The organism is Sphingomonas sp. (genome assembly GCF_019749955.1).
In the GTDB taxonomy this organism is placed as follows: Bacteria; Pseudomonadota; Alphaproteobacteria; order Sphingomonadales; family Sphingomonadaceae; genus Sphingomonas.
The window spans coordinates 46,065-63,217 of the sequence record NZ_JAIEPC010000002.1; the positions used below are offsets into that span (position 1 = coordinate 46,065).

Sequence of the window (17,153 nt, forward strand, 5' to 3'; positions counted from 1 at the left end):
GATGATGAGAGTAGAACTGACGATCGCGATGCTGCTGGCGGGGACGGCACTGGCCGCGCCTGCCTATGCCCAGACCGCGCCGCAACCGCCCGCGCCGCCCGCCGAGGAAGCCGCGCCCGAGGTCGTCGTTGTCGGCTCGCAGATCCGCGGCAAGGTGACGCAGGCGCTGCCGGTGACGGTGATCGACGCGAAGCAGATCGATGCCTCCGGCGCGCTGTCGGGCGACGAATTGTTTCGCTCGATCCCGCAGATCGGCGACGTGACGTTCAACCCGTCGAACAACCCGCAGACGAGCAATGCCGCGCGCGGCGACGTCAATTCGATCAACCTGCGGAATTTGGGGGTCGGCAATACGCTGGTGCTGTTGAACGGTCGGCGGCTGGTGACGCACCCAACGAGCCAGGCGGGCGAAGGCAATGTGCCGGTGCTGGGGTACAACTCCAACTCGCTGCCCGTTGCCAATATCCAGCGGCTGGAAATCCTGCGCGACGGTGCTGCCGCCATTTACGGCGCTGATGCCGTGGCGGGTGTGGTCAACACCGTGCTCAAGGAAAATTACGACGGCCTGTCGATCGACGGTCGGCTCGGCGGGGCGCTCGGCACGCGGCGCCGTGAGTATCAATTCACCGGCGTGTTCGGCAAGAAATTCGCGGGCGGCAAAGGCAATGTCACGCTGTTTGCGGATTTCACGCAGCGCGACGCGCAGCTTGCCGAAGACCAGCCCTATACCGCGACCAATGATCTGCGGCCGTTCTTTGCCAATGATCCGGCCTTTGCGGGCAATACCGCCGCCGACGGCCGCGCGACGCAATCGCCCTGGGCCAATCTGACCGTGGTTGGCGGTCCCGGCACGATCCGCCGGGGAACGACGGCGCTGACCTCTTCGGCGGGCGTATTCCATACCCAGTCCGCTCTCAGCCCGGGCTGTCTGGTGACGATTTCGGTGAACACCTGTTTCGGTTCCGGCACGCGCGCGACCAACACGACGCTGCGCAGCGAGCGCTTCGATAATGCCGCCAACACCACGGTGACGCCGGGGATCGAGCGGTTCAACAGCTTCCTGACCGCGCATTATGAGATCAGCGACCGCGTCACGATCTACACCGAAATCGGCTATTACCGCGCGTCGAGCAAGGCCGTGCAGCCGCCGACGATCAACCTGAACGCCATCGTTATTCCGGCGAGCAATTACTATAATCCTTTCGGCCCGGTCACCTTTGCCAATGGCACCGCCAATCCGAACCGCATCGCCGGGCTGACCAATGTCCCCGTTGCCGGGCTGCCGGTCTCGCTCAGCACCTATCGCTATGTCGATACCGGGCCGCAATATGTCGACGTCACCAACTTCCAGTCGCGCTTCCTGGGCGGGCTGCGCGGCAAGATCGGCAGTTTCGATTTCGACACCGCGTTGCTCTATTCCGAAGCTCAGGCGCTCGACCGCTCGGATGCGATCAACTCGACCCGGCTCCAGCAGAGCCTCGCACTGTCGACGCCCGACGCGTATAATCCGTTCAGCGGCGGGTGCAGCGACACCCCATCGATCGGCGATTGCACGCCATCGTCTCAGGCATCCATCAACAGCATCCTGTTCAAGCTTGAGCGGCGATCGAAGACCACGCTCGCGCTCGGCGATTTCAAAATGTCGCGGCCCGATCTGCTCAAACTGCCGGGCGGTGATCTCGGCATCGCCTTTGGTATCGAAGGGCGGCGCGAGACCCAGCAGGACATCCGTGACGACAATCTGAACGGCACCATCCCGTTCGTCGACGCGGTGACGGGGGCGGTGTCGATCAGCAACGTCGCCGCCGTCAGCCCGACGCCGAGCACGAGCGGCAGCCGCAACGTCTTTTCGGCCTCGGGCGAAATCGCGGTGCCGGTGGTGTCGCCCGACATGAACATCCCGCTGGTGCGCAGGATCGAAGTCCAGCTTGCGGGACGGTTCGAGAATTATAGCGATTTCGGGTCGATTTTCCGGCCCAAGGTGGCGGGGGCGTGGGACTTGTTCGACGGCTTGCGCATTCGCGGTTCCTATTCGACCGGGTTCCGTGCGCCCAATCTCGAACAGACGCGGACGGTGCAATATTCGCGACTTGGCTCCAACACCGACTATTATCGCTGCGAAGCCGATTTGCGCGCGCGGCGCATCACCAATTTTACCCTGTGCAATCGCGGCATCAGCTATTCGATCTTCGTGTCGGGCAACCCCAATCTGCAGCCCGAAACCAGCACCAACTGGACCGTCGGGACCGTCATCGAACCCAAATTCATCCCCAGCCGGTTCGGCAAGCTGACGCTGACCGCTGATTTCTGGTCGATCAATCAGGTGGGCATCGTCGGCCAGTTCGGTCCGCAAAACGCACTGGTGCTCGATTATCTGCTGCGCCAACAAGGATCGAGTAACCCCAACGTCATCCGCGCCGCCGTGACGACCGACGATACGCCGGTCTTCACCGGCACCGGGCTGGCGCCGGCTGGCGCCGTGACCCAGATCCGCGATCAGTTCGTCAACCTGCTGCCGCAGACGGTGCAGGGCGTCGATCTGGCGCTGCTCTACCAGCTCCATGACACGCCAATTGGTGATTTCGACATCGACTTCAACATCGCCCGGCTGGCCAAATTCTCGCGCGAAGTGCCGCCGGGCGTGCAGGTGCTGTTCGACGCGCGCGCGGCGGGGGCGATCAATGTCGCGACGCCGCTCACCGATTCGAGCAACCTGATCAAGACGCGCAGCCGCCCCGAATGGCGCACCGCCACCACGATCACCTGGTCGCTCAAGCGGTTCCAGATGGGCGCCCAGCTCAACACCACCAGCGAAGTCAACGACATCAGCTTCCTCGATACGACGGGCACGCCCTATGAAGTTGCGGGTCAGGCGACGTTCAATCTCTATGCGCAATATCGCTTCAAGGGTGGCGTGCTCAATGGCACGCGCGTTCGGATCGGTGCGCGCAACCTGTTCGACACTCCGCCGCCGCTCTCGAGCGACGGCTTTCTGGGGGCGCTCTACAATCCCTATGGTCGCTATCTCTATGTGACCATCGGCAAGCGGTTCTGACGGAGGCGGCAATGACGGGGCGGCGGTTATTGATACTGATGGCAGCGGCGCTGTCGGCGTGGCCGGCGGCGGCGCAGCAGACGGCTGCCCCGTCGCCGGTTGCAACGCGCGCGGCGCCGCGAACGATGCTGTTCGTCGGCAACAGCTTTACCTATGCCGCTTATTCGCCGGTTCGCCGCTATCGCGCCGAGACAGTGACTGATCTCAACCAGAGCGGCATCGGCGGCGTGCCTGCGCTGTTCAAGCGGTTCACCGAGCAGGCTGGACTCAACTATGCCGTCAGTCTGGAAACCAGCGGCGGCAAAGGGCTGGAGTGGCATTATGACAATCGCCGCGCGCTGATCGATCGCGCGTGGGACGTTGTAATCTTGCAGGGCCACAGCTTGCTCGACCGCGATCGGCCGGGCGATCCGGCGCTGCATATTCGCTATGCCGGACTGCTTGCGGCGATGCTTGCCGCGCGCAATCCCGCGGTCGATATCGAACTCAGCGCGACCTGGGCGCGTGCCGATATGGTCTATCAGCCGGGCAGCCCTTGGTCGGGCCAGCCGCTCGAGAAGATGGCCGGTGACCTGCGGCGTGCCGCCGATCAGGCGCGCGCTGCCGCGCCACAAATTCGCGGCATCATCCCGATCGGCGAATGCTGGAACCGTGCGATTGCGGCGCGGGTGGCCGATCCCAATCCCTATGACGGCATTGCCTTCAACCAGGTCGATCTGTGGACGTTCGACCATTATCACGGCAGCGCTTATGGCTATTATCTCGAAGCGCTGCTGATTTTTGGGCGCGTGACCGGCATCGACCCGCGTCAATTGGGCGCAAAGGAACTCGCCGCCGAGGATCTCGGCTTCGCGCCGACGGTGACCGAGGCGTTGCAGCGGATTGCGGCGGAGCAGCTCGCGAGCGAGCCCGCGCGGTAACGGGGCGCCCACCCGGGGGCACCGCATCAGTTGACGCGCGCGCGAAACCGGATCGTGAAGCTGCTGTTCGCGGCGAACGAACCAATCGGATTCAGCCGGATCGCGCGCACATTGGCATCATAGGTCGTGGTTGCCTGATAGGCGTAACTCGCGCCGCCATCGTTCGAATAGCCGATTCCACTGGTCGGCAGCGTCAGCCCGCTCGATCCCGGCGTAAATTCGAACGCGCCGATCGCGGGGCCGGCGTCGTCGACATCGCCACCATAGAAAGTCACGTTCGACGGCAGCACGTCGGTCAGAACGACGGCCGAGGCATCGACCGGACTGCCGCCGGTGTTCGCGACCGCAAAAGTGTAGATGACGTCGGCGCCGGGAATCGCGAAGCGATTGGTACCGCTGGTCTGATAGGGGGTTGAGGTCTTGGTGACGGTGATGCGCGGCAACGGGCAATAGCTGACGCCGCCGATGCCGATCGCCTGCTGGCCAGTCGCCGTTTCGCCTGTGGTGAGGGGATAATTGCCATAGCGCAGCGTGACGCTGGTCACGGGAACGGCGAAAGTGACGTCGACATTGCCTTCATCCGAATTATTGCCCGATGCGGCAGTGCCTGCGGCTTGCGAGACGGTGAGCGAGATTGGTGTCGACAAGGTGCCGAAAGCGACGGTCGATCCGGTCGCGGTCCGAGCCGCGCCAGCGCCGTTGCCATTGCCGGGCGGCGACGACATCGCGACCGTCCCGGCGGAGCCCGTCACCTGAATCCATTCGCGAAACTGGTTGGCGCCGAAGTCGACGTCATAAAGCGTGAACGATACGTCGCGCACCGGCTCGGCGAAGGTATAGGTGAGCGTCACCACCCGCGTCGTGCCAGCGATGCTGGCGGTGCGGCCGCTGAAGACGCCGCCCAAAGTCAGCGACTGCGCGCCGTTCGCGCCCGTCACCAGCGTGCCGATCGCGGGCAGAGTCACCCCGCCAGCGACGGTCGACGCCAGGCCATTTTGGGTGAGTGCCATTGTCATCGTCTGGGTCGCGCCATTGCCGTTACGCGCGGTGTAGCTGTAGCTCGTGCCATAGGTCAGCGTCGCCGCGCTTTGGTTGGCGAAGCTGAAGACATAGCGGTTGGCGGCGTCGCAATCAGCGCGCGCAGCACTTGCGCCCGACAGGAGCAATATCAAGGCGATGAGTCGACCAATCATCTGGCTAACGCGACCATTTTTCATCCGCTCCCGAAAAAAACATTCGTCAATTAATAATGGCATCGAAGTAGATCGTGGACGACGCACCGCTATTGATCGTGTTCAGCGTGGCAGTTACTGCACCCGCAGCATAGCTACCGCCAAGCGCGCCCGACGCGCCCGTCCCGGTCGCGTTGGTCGGGTGCCCCGAATAGCTGACAGCGCCAGTGTTGCAGACGGCGCCGCCCGTCACGGTGCCATTCACAAAGATACTGTTAGGGACAAAGGTCACTCGGGTGGGCAAGGGATCGTTGATGGTCGGCGCGGCCAACGCCGGGGTGCTGGGACTGTTGCTGACCACGATGCAATATCGGATTTGGGCGCCAGGAATGGCCTTGGGATTGGTTGTGCCATTGGTCGGATCCCATACGACGGTGCTGGTCTTCGTGATGGTCGGCGCAATCGCATTGGTGAAGGTGCATGTCACCGCGACGCCTGATGATATGGCGGCGGCGTTGAGCGACACGCTTCGGGTGGCAAGAGTGACGGTGGCGGTGCCGCCGCTGCCCAGACCTGTGCAGACGATGTTCGACAGGATATAGCCCGTCGCAGCCGCTTCGGTCAGGGTAACTGATGCCGCTGCACTGTTCAGCAACTGCGGCGATCCAGCGATAGTGCTCCCTGCGACCGTGGTGGTCAGCGCCTGATTGGCAAAGCCATTGGTCCCGGTGAAGCTGAACGTTCCGGTTCCCCCTGTGCTCGTCTTGGCGACAATGACCGACGGCAGCAGGGTGATGATGATCGCGCCGTCACTGCCGACGGTGCCGGTGGTCGATCCGGTCACCGTCGTCACGCCAGCGGCTCCCGCAGCGCCGGTGCCGCTCGTCGTTGCCGACAGGATCGCTGCAAGCGTGTTGTAGCACGACCCGCCGCCACCGCCGCCGCGTGCAGTCCCGCCGCCCGTCGCGGCGGTTGTCCCCGTCGAGCTGCCGTCATCGGCCGAACCGGCGCCGCTACCGCCGCCTGGATAGCCGCCGCCGCCGCCGCCCGCCGCGCCGCCGTCAGTGTTGATCACGATTCCCGCCGCCCCTCTGCCGGTCGCGCTGCACGCCGAAGTCTGCACCAATGTGGCGCTTGCTGCCAGGCCGTTCTCCCCTCTATGGTTCCAACCGCCGCCCGATCCGCCACCACCGCCGCCCGCTTGTGCGACGATCGTGCCTGCAAGCGCGACCGATGTGCCTCCACCGCCCGCGCCACCGCCGCCGCTGTACCCACCGCTTGCACAATTGGCGTTGGCGCCGCTGCCGCCGCCGCCAAAGCCCGACGCCGTCCCCGCGCCCGAGCAGGCGACCGATCCGCTGAAATCGGGGCCGCCGGTAAAGCCTGATCGACCGCCACCGCCGACGACGCCGGACAAGACCTGTCCTGGCGTAACCCGCAGCGTGACGATGACCGCCGACCCCGCGCCGCCCGCGCCACCCGCGCCATTCAGGTCGGCGCCGCCGCCCCCCCCGCCGGCGCCAGACGCCCGCACCGACACGAAATAGACGCCCGCCGGGACGGTATAGGTCCAGTTGCCCGCCGTCGCGATTGTCGTCGATGGCGATTGCTGGGCCCGGGCAGGACCGGGCACAAGAAGGCAACAGGCCGAAAGGAGTCCAGCCAGAGCTTGACCAAGCTTCCCGCGAAGCATGGACGGCGAGAGCAAGCAACGCATCACTTCTGCAATCCAAGATCGCTCAACAGGCCGTTGTCAAATTTCAGGCGGAACGAGGCATAAACGCCTTGGCGGGTGCTGCGCGCGGCGGCGAAATCGCGATCATCGAACCCGGCAATGTTATAGCCAACGACGAGCCAGCCATTTTTGAACGGGCGCACGCCAATCGACGGCCCGACCGCGTAGCTGACTGCCGCGCCGCCAGTCGACAGCCGCCCGGTCGCGGTCACGCCCAGATCGACATGATCGCTGATATCGAAGCGCGTTTCGAGCGCGATAATGTTGCTCCAGCCGCTGACATCGGCGTCGCCGAAACGGGTTTCGACATAGCGGCTGCCCCAGAACAGCGACACTTCGGTGCGGTCGAGCCAGGCATCGCCCTTGTGCTCCTTGGCGGTGTAGTTAAGCGACAGGCTGTTGATGATCCGGCGCGAGGCAACATCACCCGACACGCCGAGCGGTGCGCCGCCGATCGGGCCGGGCTGGCCCGCGACCGCGCCGCGCACCAGATCGCTGCGCGCTTCGAGCTTGTCGAACCAGCTGAACCGCGATGTCGATGGGCGATGCGCCCAGGAAAGGGCGAGATTGGCGGTCGCGGTCACCTGACCCGCGCGGTCCTGCGCATGCGCGACCGTCAGCAGCGCGCCGAGCGCTTTGCCTTCGCCGATCCGCCGCAGCGCCGACGCGGTAACCGCATAGCGATCGGTGAGCGAGCCGGTGCGATATTCGGCGCGGCCCGCCGCGCTCCAGCGGTCGCCGCGATAGGTGGCACCGGCGGTGATCGCGACAAAATCTTCGGTGATGCCGCCATCGCTGGTCAGCTGGCCGCCCGAGGCCACCGGCTGTGCGGGATTGATGACCGACGCCGGATCGATGCCCGACAGCGTGCGATTGCCGTCGACTGAAAAATCGACCGACCAGCGGCTGCTGAGCTGCACCGTTTGCGCCAAACCATAAGCGGCAAAGGCACGCGGGCCATATTCGCCGCCGTCCTGTTGGCCGATCGCGCTGGTCAGGCGCGCGCCTGACCAGGGTTGGACATCAAAGCCGATGCGTAGCGTATCGGCCTTCACCTTGTCACCGCGCGCGCGTTCGTAGCTTGCAGCGAGACGTACCGATTTGGTGAGAGTGAAACGCGCGCCGAGTTTCTGTCGGGCGGGGAAATCGACGCTTTCGGCCTTGCCCGCAAGCGCGAATTCGGTTTGCGCGTCGAGCTCAAGCCGATTGTCGAACAGCCGCCGCGTCGCGCCGAGTTGGGCGATGGCCGACTGCGCGGTGGCGCCGTCGATGCGGTGGTCCTGCGCGAACGTGAGCCCTGCGCGCACATCGGCGAGCGGGGTGCGATATTCGATCAGCCCGCGCGCTGCGATCCGGCTCGCGGTCGAGCCGAGCGATTGCTCGTGCCACGCCGCGCCCGAAATCGTCAGCGGTTCGCTCAACCGGGCGCTGCCTTCCAAGCCGATCGTCCGGCGCGCCTGTGTGGTGCGTGCGGTCTGGCCGATCCCGAAGCCCGCGCTTTCCTGGCGGACATAAGCGAGCATATCGATCTTCTCGCTGTGGCGCTCGGCCTCAACCAAATAGGCGATTGCGGTGCCACTGCCGCGTCCGGCTTCGGCCACGCTGGCGGCGGCTTCGGCACGGATTTCGGTGTTGGCATCAGGGCGGAAGCGCAGGTCGGCACCGCCCAAGCTGGTCGCGCCCAGTTCATCGGCATCGCGCAGGCCCGTTGCGCCGATCCGCAGCTTGCCGTCCGCGAGGGTCACCGTCGCGCGGCCGCCGGCATTGATCGAGCGCTTACCGACGCCATTCACTTCATAATCGGCGACGATGATTTGCGGGTCGAGCGCCGAGGTGCGCGACAGGATCGGCTCGCGAAACCGCAGCGTGCCCGCGCCATAATCAATGTCATAGTCGATGTGGCGCGCGAGCACCCGGCGATCGACCAACCGGTCGCCGCGCAGCCGATCGCGCACTTCGATTGCGATCGTCTCGCTGTTCGCCAGCAGATCGCGCGCGCCGAGCTGATAGGGACCCGACAGGCCCGTGCCCTGCAGCTCGTCGCGGCGGTGGCGGCTCGGCGCATCGGCGGCAAAGCCGGTCACCCCGACGCGGTTCGAGCGATATTCGGCCTTCACGCCGTTGAACGATCGGACATAGCGCGCGAGCACGGGTTCATCGATGCCGGTGTCGTAATCGCCGAACAGCGCGTAAAATTGCGGGCGTTCGAGCTTGAGATAGAGTTTGCGCACCGATGCCGCGCCAAAGCGGCGTTCGCTTTGGTCGGCATAGACGGTGTAATAGGTGTCGGGGTCGATCGTCCCGCCGAAGCGCGTCTCGCTCTCGCGCTTCTTGCTGTCATAGGCGAGCGTCATCAGCCATTTGCCGCGCACCCGCCCGCGCGCAAACAGCGCAATGCGCCCATCGGCGCTCACGGAGTCGGTGCTGGTGGTGGCGGGCTCGATCCCCTGCTTGAGCCGGTTATAGCCGAGCGTGCCCTCGGCGATCCCGACCAGGGTCCAGGGCCGGTTGCCCGGATCGAGCCACAAGTCGATCCGCCGCAGCCTTGTGGTCTTGCCATCGGGGAAGGGCAGGATCAGCCCCAGCGCGCCGCTGACCGTGGTCGGTTCGAGCACGATCCGCGCGATGCCGTCGTCGCCTTCGACCCGCCAGGTCGCGCGTGGGCGTTCGAGTCCGGCGAGCTGGCGCGCCTGCTCGGCACCGGCCTCGACGGCGGGCGCATAGGGCGCGGGGAGCTGGATGTCGCCGGTCAGGCCGTGGTGGACCGGGCGACCGTTGCGATCGGTGATGCGCAAAGTGATCACCGGTATGGTTATACCGTCGGCAACCAGCACTGATTGCTCGCGGAGCAGCGTTGCGCCCGCCGCCTGCGCGACAAAGGCAACGCGGCGCTCAAGCTTCTTGGCGAGGCTGCCGTCGGCATTACGAACCTCTGCGGTAAAATTCGTTCCGGTCTCACCGAGCGGCACACCGCGCCACAGGCCGACGGTGACCGTCTTGTCGGCATTGGTCTTCTCGCCATCATAGGTCACCGGATCGACCGGCTTGCCGCCTGCAAACAGCGTGACTTTCTGGCCCGGCAGATATTTGATCACGATCCGGACCGCAGGCGCGCGCGGGTTGGTTTCGGGGCGCGGGTAAAGCCAGTCGATGCCGGGTGTCGCGTCGGCGAACCAATCTTCGTCGCCGCCCGCCGCTTCCTTGTCGCTGACGATCGCGGCGGGCGCGGCCGGGCGCGGCGCAGTGGTCGCGGTCGGCGTGTAGTTCGGGTCGAGCGTGACATGGAAATCGGCGCGGTGCAGCGAACCCCCGCTACCCTCGACAAAGCGCGAAATCGCGCTGCCGCCGCTGCGGGTGTTGCGCGCGCAATCGGTGGCCTTGGTACCGTTTGGCAGCGTCGATTCCTCAATCGCCACGACATGGACACCGGGCACAACGCCCTGAAAATGATAGCGGCCATCGGCATCGGTGATCGCATAGCTGCCGTCTTCGAGCAGCACGCGGACACCGCGCACGCCGGGGCGGCCATCGGGATCGAGCCCGCAGCTGCCCGCGATCACGCGGCCGATGATGGTCATCCGGTCGGCAATCGTCTCGCGCGCGATCCGCACCGCGGATTCGGCAATCATGCTTTCGGTCCCCAGCGCGTCGCGGGTCCGCGCGCGGTTGACTGCGGCGCCCTCGCGCGCGTCGAGCCGGACTTCGAGCGCATAGCGGATCACATGCACGGCACCCGGCGGCACATTGCCGAGATCGACCGACAGCGTGCCGCCGTCGGCGCTCTGGCGGACCGCGCCCGGTGCTGCCTGGCCGTCGACGCGGACGGTATCGCGGCGCAACCGCATCGCGCCGGGCAGCGTATCGATCAGCACCAGCCCGCGCTTGGGGCGCAGCGTGTCGGGATTGCGCACAGTGACGGTGTAGAGCACCAGATCGCCGGGTGACGCGAGTCCGCGATCGGCGACCTTCGTCACGCTGGCGGCAATGCGGGGGCGATCGAGCGGAATATCGACGCGCACTGGCTCGGGCCGGTCGATAATGATCGTGCGGCCATAGGAGCCTTCACCGATTTCGACCGGCTGGCCATCGGGACGGTGGAGCGCCGCGAGCACCTGCGGCGTCACGGCCGATGGCGCGGTGTACGGCGTCGGCGGGCGCACGACGAGGCGATACCGGCCCTGCGCCACCAACGGAAAGCGATAGTCGCCGGGGATGCCGGGATAGAGATGGCCACCGGCATCGGTCACCGGTGCGCCCGTCACGACCGTCGAGGGGTAATCGGAAACGCCGTCGGTGCCCTTCACCCGCGCGGGCTGGCCGGTCGCTTCGTCGATCAGCGTGACCGAAACGCCGTCGACCGCCGATCCGTCTTCGGAATCGAAGGCAAAGCCATAAGGATCGACGAGCACATTGACCTGCGTGGTGACGAGCGGAAAGCCGTTGCGCGTGGCGAGACTCTCGACCGACACGACATCGCCTTCCTCGACCGTCAGCACGCAATCGCCCTGAACGGCGACGGGCGGCGACAGCCGGGTCTGGATGACACCGACGAACACGCCGGTGTTCACGCCCGTTTCATAAATCGTCAGAACCTCGCGGTCCTTGCCGTCGCGCGAGCGGATGACGCCGGTCAGGCTGTTGATCTTGGTGGGATCGGTGTTGGCGCCGGGAAAGGTAATCGCGAAATACAGTGGCTCGCCGCCGCGGATGTCGGTCGTCGGCATCAGCATCGGTTTGCCACCGGCATTCAGCGCGGCATCGTCGAGCGGGATGGAAGTGGTACCGGCGCTGCCCTGGCAGAGCGGGCGCGCGACCGGGCGCGGCGAGGCGCCGGGGCCGTCGCCGAGCCGAAGCGGGGCAATCGAAAAGCCCGTGTTGGGCGAATCCTGCGTCGGCGTGGTGACGCGATTCGACAGCCGGCTGACCTCGTCATTCCCCGACTGCCAACGCGCTTCGGCGATGTTGACGATCTCGCGGACAGCGGGCGCAGCCGAAATATCCTGTGCCCGCGCCGCGCAAGCAAACGCGAACGCGGACAGCAGGATCACCAACACGGGTGTCAGATAGGAACGCAGACTGGACATGGCGTTGGATCAAGCCGCGCCCGCCGAGGGCTGGGGTGGGGGGTCGGCGGGCGCGGCTTGAAGGGGCTTAGTTGATGGTAACGCGGAAGATGACGCCGCGCGCATCGCCCGCCGCCACCGACGGGATGGTCGCGCTGACGGTGCCCGACGCCTGCGAACCGGTGACATTGCCATCGGCGTTGCAGGTGCTGCCCGTGACCGTCGTGTTGGCGCTGACGCCAAAGCTCGACAGATAGGTGGTCGTGCTCGGCAGCGGATCGTTGACCGCGACGCTGTTGGCGACGGCACCGCCCGATGCGTTACGGATGATGATGCAATATTGCACCACCGCGCCGGGAACGGCCTTCGGGTTGGACGTGCCGTTGAACGGATCGCTGATGACCGTGCTCGACTTGGTGACGGTCAGTGCGGCGGCAAGGACGGTATAGTCGTCACGCGCCGAGAAGGCGCCGTCACGCGCTGCGTCGGTGGCGCCTGCGCCATCGGCGAAGACGGTGTCGACGCCGCTGGTGTTGGCACCCGTGGTCTGCGTGATCGCCGCACCCTGCGTGCCGGCTGCGCCACCTTCACGGGCGGTTGCCGTCAGTGTCACCGCCGCGACATCGCCGGTCACGCGCGTGATCGGGATATCGGCGACGACGAACACGGTTGCCGACGCATCGGCCGCCAATTCGTCGAGATTGGTGACGAGCGTGTCTTCAGCGCCATAGGTGCCAGCGCCCGCGCCGCTCGCATCGCGGAAGATGCGGACATTGGTGACGTCGAAGTTATCGGTGTTGCTGTGCGCGCCGGCACCGCCCGTCTGCTGTGCCGCCACAAGCGCGAAATCGAGCACGGCGTTCGAGGTGTTGGTGACGGTGAACGCCGTCACGGCCGCCAGTTGGTTGGGCGAAACCGACGTGGTGGTGGTGCCGACTTCGGCGACCGTCAGGCTGATCTTGCGATCGACCGTGAAGGTGTCCGACGCTTGGACGGCCGTCTGGGCGGCGCCGCCGACCGTGAAGTTGACGGTAACCGTATTGGTGATCTGGGTGCCCGAGGTAACACCGTCTGCGAGGGCCGGCGTGGCCGTCATCGCGAGCACGAGGCTCCCCGTCGCGCCCAGCAGCTTGCTGGTGCGTTTCATGACTCATTAGTCCTTCGATATTGTGGTGCGCGCCCTTGACCGACCCACCGGCGCGCGAAGTGGGCAGAAAGTTTAGCGGACGACGCCGTGGAAATTGACCGAGCCCGAAGCGCCCGGCGCCATCGCCCCGGCGAGCACCCAGCGCAGATGCGTCACATCAATCGGCTGGGCGGCGCGGAGCGTACCGTCGGCCTTGCGGACCTTTAGCGTCGCGAGCGGGCCGAAGCTGCGCCCGCCATCGACCGATACCAGCACGCCGGGCGATGCCTCGCCGGTGAACTGTACCGCGGCCGGTACCGGATTGTTGACGACGAAATCACTCACCGGCTTGCCGGTCGCGTTGCGGTAATTGATCGTGATCAGCAGGCGATCGCCCGGAAAGACCGGCTTGGGATCGGCCAGCACCGTGCGCTGTTTGCCAGCGACAGTGACGGTACGCTCGACCTGGATCTTGCTGCTCAGTTCAACCGACTGCGCCGCGAAAGCAGCACTCGACAGCGACAGGGCGATAACCGCGAGGGGGGCGAATTTCATCGAAATCTCCACTAGTTGATTTTGACTTTGAAGGTCAGCACATGCTGCGCGCCGCCGGGCACCGTGCCCAGCGCGGCCGACACCTTGTTGGCCGCAAAACTGCCGGCGTCACCATCGACGGCGTCGGTCAGCTTGGCGCCGTCAAGGTCGAGCGATTCGGCGAGATAGCTGGTGCCGTCGGGGATCACGTCGCCAAGCCGCAGGTTGGTTAGGCTACCCGATCCGGTGGTGCGCGCGACCAGCTTATAGGTGATGGTCGCGCCGGGGATCGGCGCCGTCCCGCCGTACTGATCGGCGACGGTCGCTGATTTGACGACATCGACGCTCGCCGCGCTGATCCGGAAATAGCCACTGGCGGCGCGGTCGGCGGTGGTCGCGCCGGTGATGGCATCGCCGCCGCCGGTGCCACGACCGGCAAAGCTCGTGCCCGCCGGACCGGTGCCGGTCACTGCCTGTGCCTGGAGCGAGATGGCGGCGCGGGCTGCGTCGTTCAGTCCGGTTGGCAGGTTGGCGATGACGAAGACGGTGACCGCCGATTCGGGGGCGAGCAGCGGGTCATTGGTGCCGGGGACATAGGCAGCGTCCTTGGCCGGATCGTAAAGGCCGTCGCCATCGCTATCGATCGCGATGCGCACGACAACGGGGGTAAAGGCATTGCCGCCGACGGCGCCATTTGCGGTCAGCCGGAAATTCTCTTCGCCATTGCCCGCGTTGGTCACGCGGTAGGTGAGCACTTCGGCCTGCGCGCCCGGGCGTGTTGCAACGTCGCCCGCGTTGGCGCTGGCGACGGCGACGTCAAGCAGCTCGTCGACCCGCAGCGACACGGTGTTCGATTGCACCGTTGTGGTTGTACCTGTCGGATCGTCGAAGCTCGCCGTCGCGGTGTTGTTGATCACGACACCGGCGCGCGTCAGCTCGGCTGATGCGGGAACGGCGGCGCCCAACAGCCCGAGGCCGGAGGTTGCGAGCAGGCCGATCCGAACGCTCGGCCAGTTGATGGTGGGGCGTTGAGCCCGCTCAGGGAAAGTGCGCTTTGTCATGAGCAGTTCTCTGGGCGGCAATAGTTAAACGAATGGTTGGGATGTCCCCCTTTGGATGGGTAACCATACTAAGGGATGAGGGATTGGCGCCGCGAACACCGGCTAGAGGGATGACTCACCAAGAATCGCGGTTTTGCGTGGCGACGGCGACGCTATGTGCCCCGATATGGGTGTGGAAAGTCCGATTCGGACTATTGTAAATGCGAGAGTAATCTACGCCGTTTAGCACGATTGCAGGAGACAATCGCTTGGCCGTTAATATTTTGATTGCTGATGACCATCCGATCTGTGCCGCCGCGCTCAGCATGGCGGCGCGCCAGATCGTGTCAGACGCGCAGACCAACCATGTCGAAAGCTTGGCCGAAGCGCTCGACCTTGCATCGCGCGAGCGGTTCCATCTGATCCTGCTCGATCTGAAATTGCCCGATGCGCAGGGCTTTGTCGGTTTGCTCGCAATGTCGAAGGCGCAGCCGGGTACGCCGATTGCGATCGTCAGCAGCAACGACGCGCCCGCGACGATGCAACAGGCGATGCGCCACGGCGCGAGCGGCTATATCGCCAAAAGCGCGCCGATGAGCGCGATGATCAGCGCGATCCGTGCGCTGCTGGCGGGCGGGCAGGTGTTTCCGCCCGAGGCGTTTCAGGCGCCCGCGCAGCCTGCAATTCCGGATGCCGCCGCGCGGATCGCCGATCTGTCGGCCGCGCAACTGCGCGTGCTGCGGGCCGCCGCAAGCGGTAGCGCGAACAAGCAGCTTGCCTATGAACTCGGCCTCAGCGAGCCGACGGTGAAGACGCATTTCGCGCAGATTTTTCGCAAGCTCGGCGTCACCAATCGCACGCAGGCGATCCTTGCGCTTCAATCGCTCGAGGTCGACGTCGACAGCTGATCGCGGACGCGCCGCAGCCCGGTGCACGCCTGTTCGGCAATCCAGGCGAAGCGCATGGGCGACGGGCCTGCATGGTCGAGCCGCTCGATTGCCCGGCATGCCTCGGCCAGCCCTTGGGCGCCAATCCCCGAAGCCGCGCCGCGCAACGCATGCGCCTGGCTCGCCGCCAGCCGGGGTTGCGATGATGCGAGCGCGGTGAGAATTACGCCGACGCGCGGCGGAATATCCTGCAGCATCAGATCGAGCAGCGCGCTGAGTGCCGCGCCACCGATCGACGACCGCAAGTCTTCAAGCTTGTCGTAATCAAGCGCGACATCAACGAAGACGTGCCTTCCTGACTGGGCGATGGCGAGCGGCGTCATGCGGTGATCGCCCTTGGTTGGGAATCGCGGTCAGAACGCGACGCGGTCCAGCGCGCAACGATTGCCGACAGGCTTGCCATCGTGACGGGCTTGGGCAGGTGGTCCTGCATCCCGGCCGCGAGGCACTGATCAACGTCGGCTGCATAGGCGTTGGCGGTCAGTGCGACAATCGGCAGCGTGGCCGCATCGATTCCATTGGCGCGGATCGCGCACGTCGCTTCGAGGCCATCGCAGACCGGCATCTGGATATCCATGAGCACCAGGTCATAAGGCGCGCCTGCAGCAACCGCTGCCAGCACGCGCTGCGTTGCCGCCGCGCCGTCGACGACGATGTCGGGAACGATCCCAAGCTTGGCGAGCATCGCGCGGATCAACTGCTGGTTGACGGGATGATCTTCGGCCACCAGCAGGCGGTTGGCGCCGGACGGTCGGGCAATGATGGCGCCCGCATCGGGCACGCTGCTCGCGGGCACGTCGGTGTCGCGCCCAATCAGCAGCGGAATGCAGAATCGCACCGTCGTGCCGACATCGGGTGTGCTGTCGAGCGTGATCGTACCGGCCATCAGCCGGACCAGCTCGGCGCTGATCGCCAGCCCCAGGCCCGATCCGCCATAGCGTCGGGCGGTGGTTTCGTCGGCCTGGACGAATTCGGCGAAAATGGCCTGTTGATGGTCGCGCGCAATGCCGATGCCGGTATCGGTGACCGCGACTTCGATCATGTCCTGATCGCCATCGACGACGAGCGACACCGCGACCATGATCGCGCCTTCGTCGGTGAATTTGACGGCATTGCCGATCAGATTGAGGATCACCTGCCGCAACCGCAAATCATCGCCCAAAATGGTTTGCGGCACGCGATCAGCGACCGCCGTCATGATCGTCAGGCCCTTTTGGTCGACGAGCGGCTTCATCAGCGTCGCGCAATTCTGGAGTAGCTGGCGGATATCGAGCGCGTGGCAACCGATCATCATCTGGCCGACCTCAATCTTCGACAGATCGAGGATGTCGTTGAGCAGACGCATCATCGCAGCGCCCGAATCGGCGATCATCTGCACCTTTTCGCGCTGCGTAACGGTGAGTGGTTCGGCGAGCAGCAAGTCGGTAAAACCGATCACGCCGTTCATCGGTGTGCGTATCTCGTGGCTCATATTGGCGAGGAATGTGCTCTTGGCGCGGGCTGCGGCTTCGGCATCGGCGCGTGCCTGGCGCAAGGCGGCTTCGCGCTCATGGCGTTCGGT

General features: G+C 65.5%; 11 protein-coding genes. 3 read left to right on the forward strand and 8 right to left on the reverse strand.

What is annotated here, in order from left to right:
* The first annotated feature begins 4 nt into the window (after window positions 1-4).
* Both K2W81_RS00255 and K2W81_RS00260 read left to right on the forward strand, forming a co-directional pair.
* On the forward strand, window positions 5-3,055 hold the full coding sequence (locus tag K2W81_RS00255) for a TonB-dependent receptor (protein WP_294100314.1): 3,051 nt from the start codon (window positions 5-7) through the stop codon (window positions 3,053-3,055).
* Between the two features lie 11 nt (window positions 3,056-3,066).
* Entirely contained in the window at window positions 3,067-3,975 is a 909-nt protein-coding gene (locus K2W81_RS00260) for a DUF4886 domain-containing protein (RefSeq protein ID WP_294100315.1), read from the forward strand.
* Window positions 3,976-4,001: 26 nt separating this feature from the next.
* Here the strand turns inward: K2W81_RS00260 and K2W81_RS00265 are convergent, their stop codons facing one another.
* The 6 genes from K2W81_RS00265 to K2W81_RS00290 all read right to left on the reverse strand — a co-directional run bounded on the left by K2W81_RS00265 (window position 4,002) and on the right by K2W81_RS00290 (window position 14,666).
* Window positions 4,002-5,168 (reverse strand): hypothetical protein, encoded by a 1,167-nt coding sequence (locus K2W81_RS00265; protein WP_294100316.1) that lies wholly within the window; start codon window positions 5,166-5,168, stop codon window positions 4,002-4,004.
* A 46-nt stretch (window positions 5,169-5,214) separates the two neighbouring features.
* Window positions 5,215-6,780 carry a hypothetical protein gene (locus tag K2W81_RS00270; protein WP_294100317.1) on the reverse strand — a complete coding sequence of 522 codons (1,566 nt, stop codon included), beginning with the start codon at window positions 6,778-6,780 and terminating at the stop codon, window positions 5,215-5,217.
* Window positions 6,781-6,863: 83 nt separating this feature from the next.
* Window positions 6,864-11,966 (reverse strand): hypothetical protein, encoded by a 5,103-nt coding sequence (locus K2W81_RS00275; RefSeq protein ID WP_294100319.1) that lies wholly within the window; start codon window positions 11,964-11,966, stop codon window positions 6,864-6,866.
* A gap of 67 nt (window positions 11,967-12,033) precedes the next feature.
* The gene (locus K2W81_RS00280; RefSeq protein WP_294100321.1) at window positions 12,034-13,092 is read right to left on the reverse strand and encodes a hypothetical protein; all 1,059 of its coding nucleotides are present in this window, start codon (window positions 13,090-13,092) and stop codon (window positions 12,034-12,036) included.
* Between the two features lie 72 nt (window positions 13,093-13,164).
* Entirely contained in the window at window positions 13,165-13,626 is a 462-nt protein-coding gene (locus K2W81_RS00285) for a hypothetical protein (protein ID WP_294100323.1), read from the reverse strand.
* An 11-nt stretch (window positions 13,627-13,637) separates the two neighbouring features.
* Entirely contained in the window at window positions 13,638-14,666 is a 1,029-nt protein-coding gene (locus K2W81_RS00290) for a hypothetical protein (RefSeq protein ID WP_294100325.1), read from the reverse strand.
* Between the two features lie 248 nt (window positions 14,667-14,914).
* Between K2W81_RS00290 and K2W81_RS00295 the strand changes: the two genes are divergently transcribed.
* On the forward strand, window positions 14,915-15,553 hold the full coding sequence (locus tag K2W81_RS00295; protein WP_294100327.1) for a response regulator transcription factor: 639 nt from the start codon (window positions 14,915-14,917) through the stop codon (window positions 15,551-15,553).
* On the opposite strand, the gene K2W81_RS00300 is transcribed toward K2W81_RS00295, so the two are convergent.
* Window positions 15,523-15,915: an Hpt domain-containing protein gene (locus K2W81_RS00300; RefSeq protein ID WP_294100328.1), complete on the reverse strand. Its 393-nt coding sequence runs from the start codon at window positions 15,913-15,915 to the stop codon at window positions 15,523-15,525. The genes K2W81_RS00295 and K2W81_RS00300 overlap by 31 nt on opposite strands.
* A partial coding sequence (locus K2W81_RS00305; protein ID WP_294100329.1) for an ATP-binding protein occupies window positions 15,912-17,153 on the reverse strand: 1,242 nt, incomplete at its 5' end. The genes K2W81_RS00305 and K2W81_RS00300, both read right to left, overlap by 4 nt.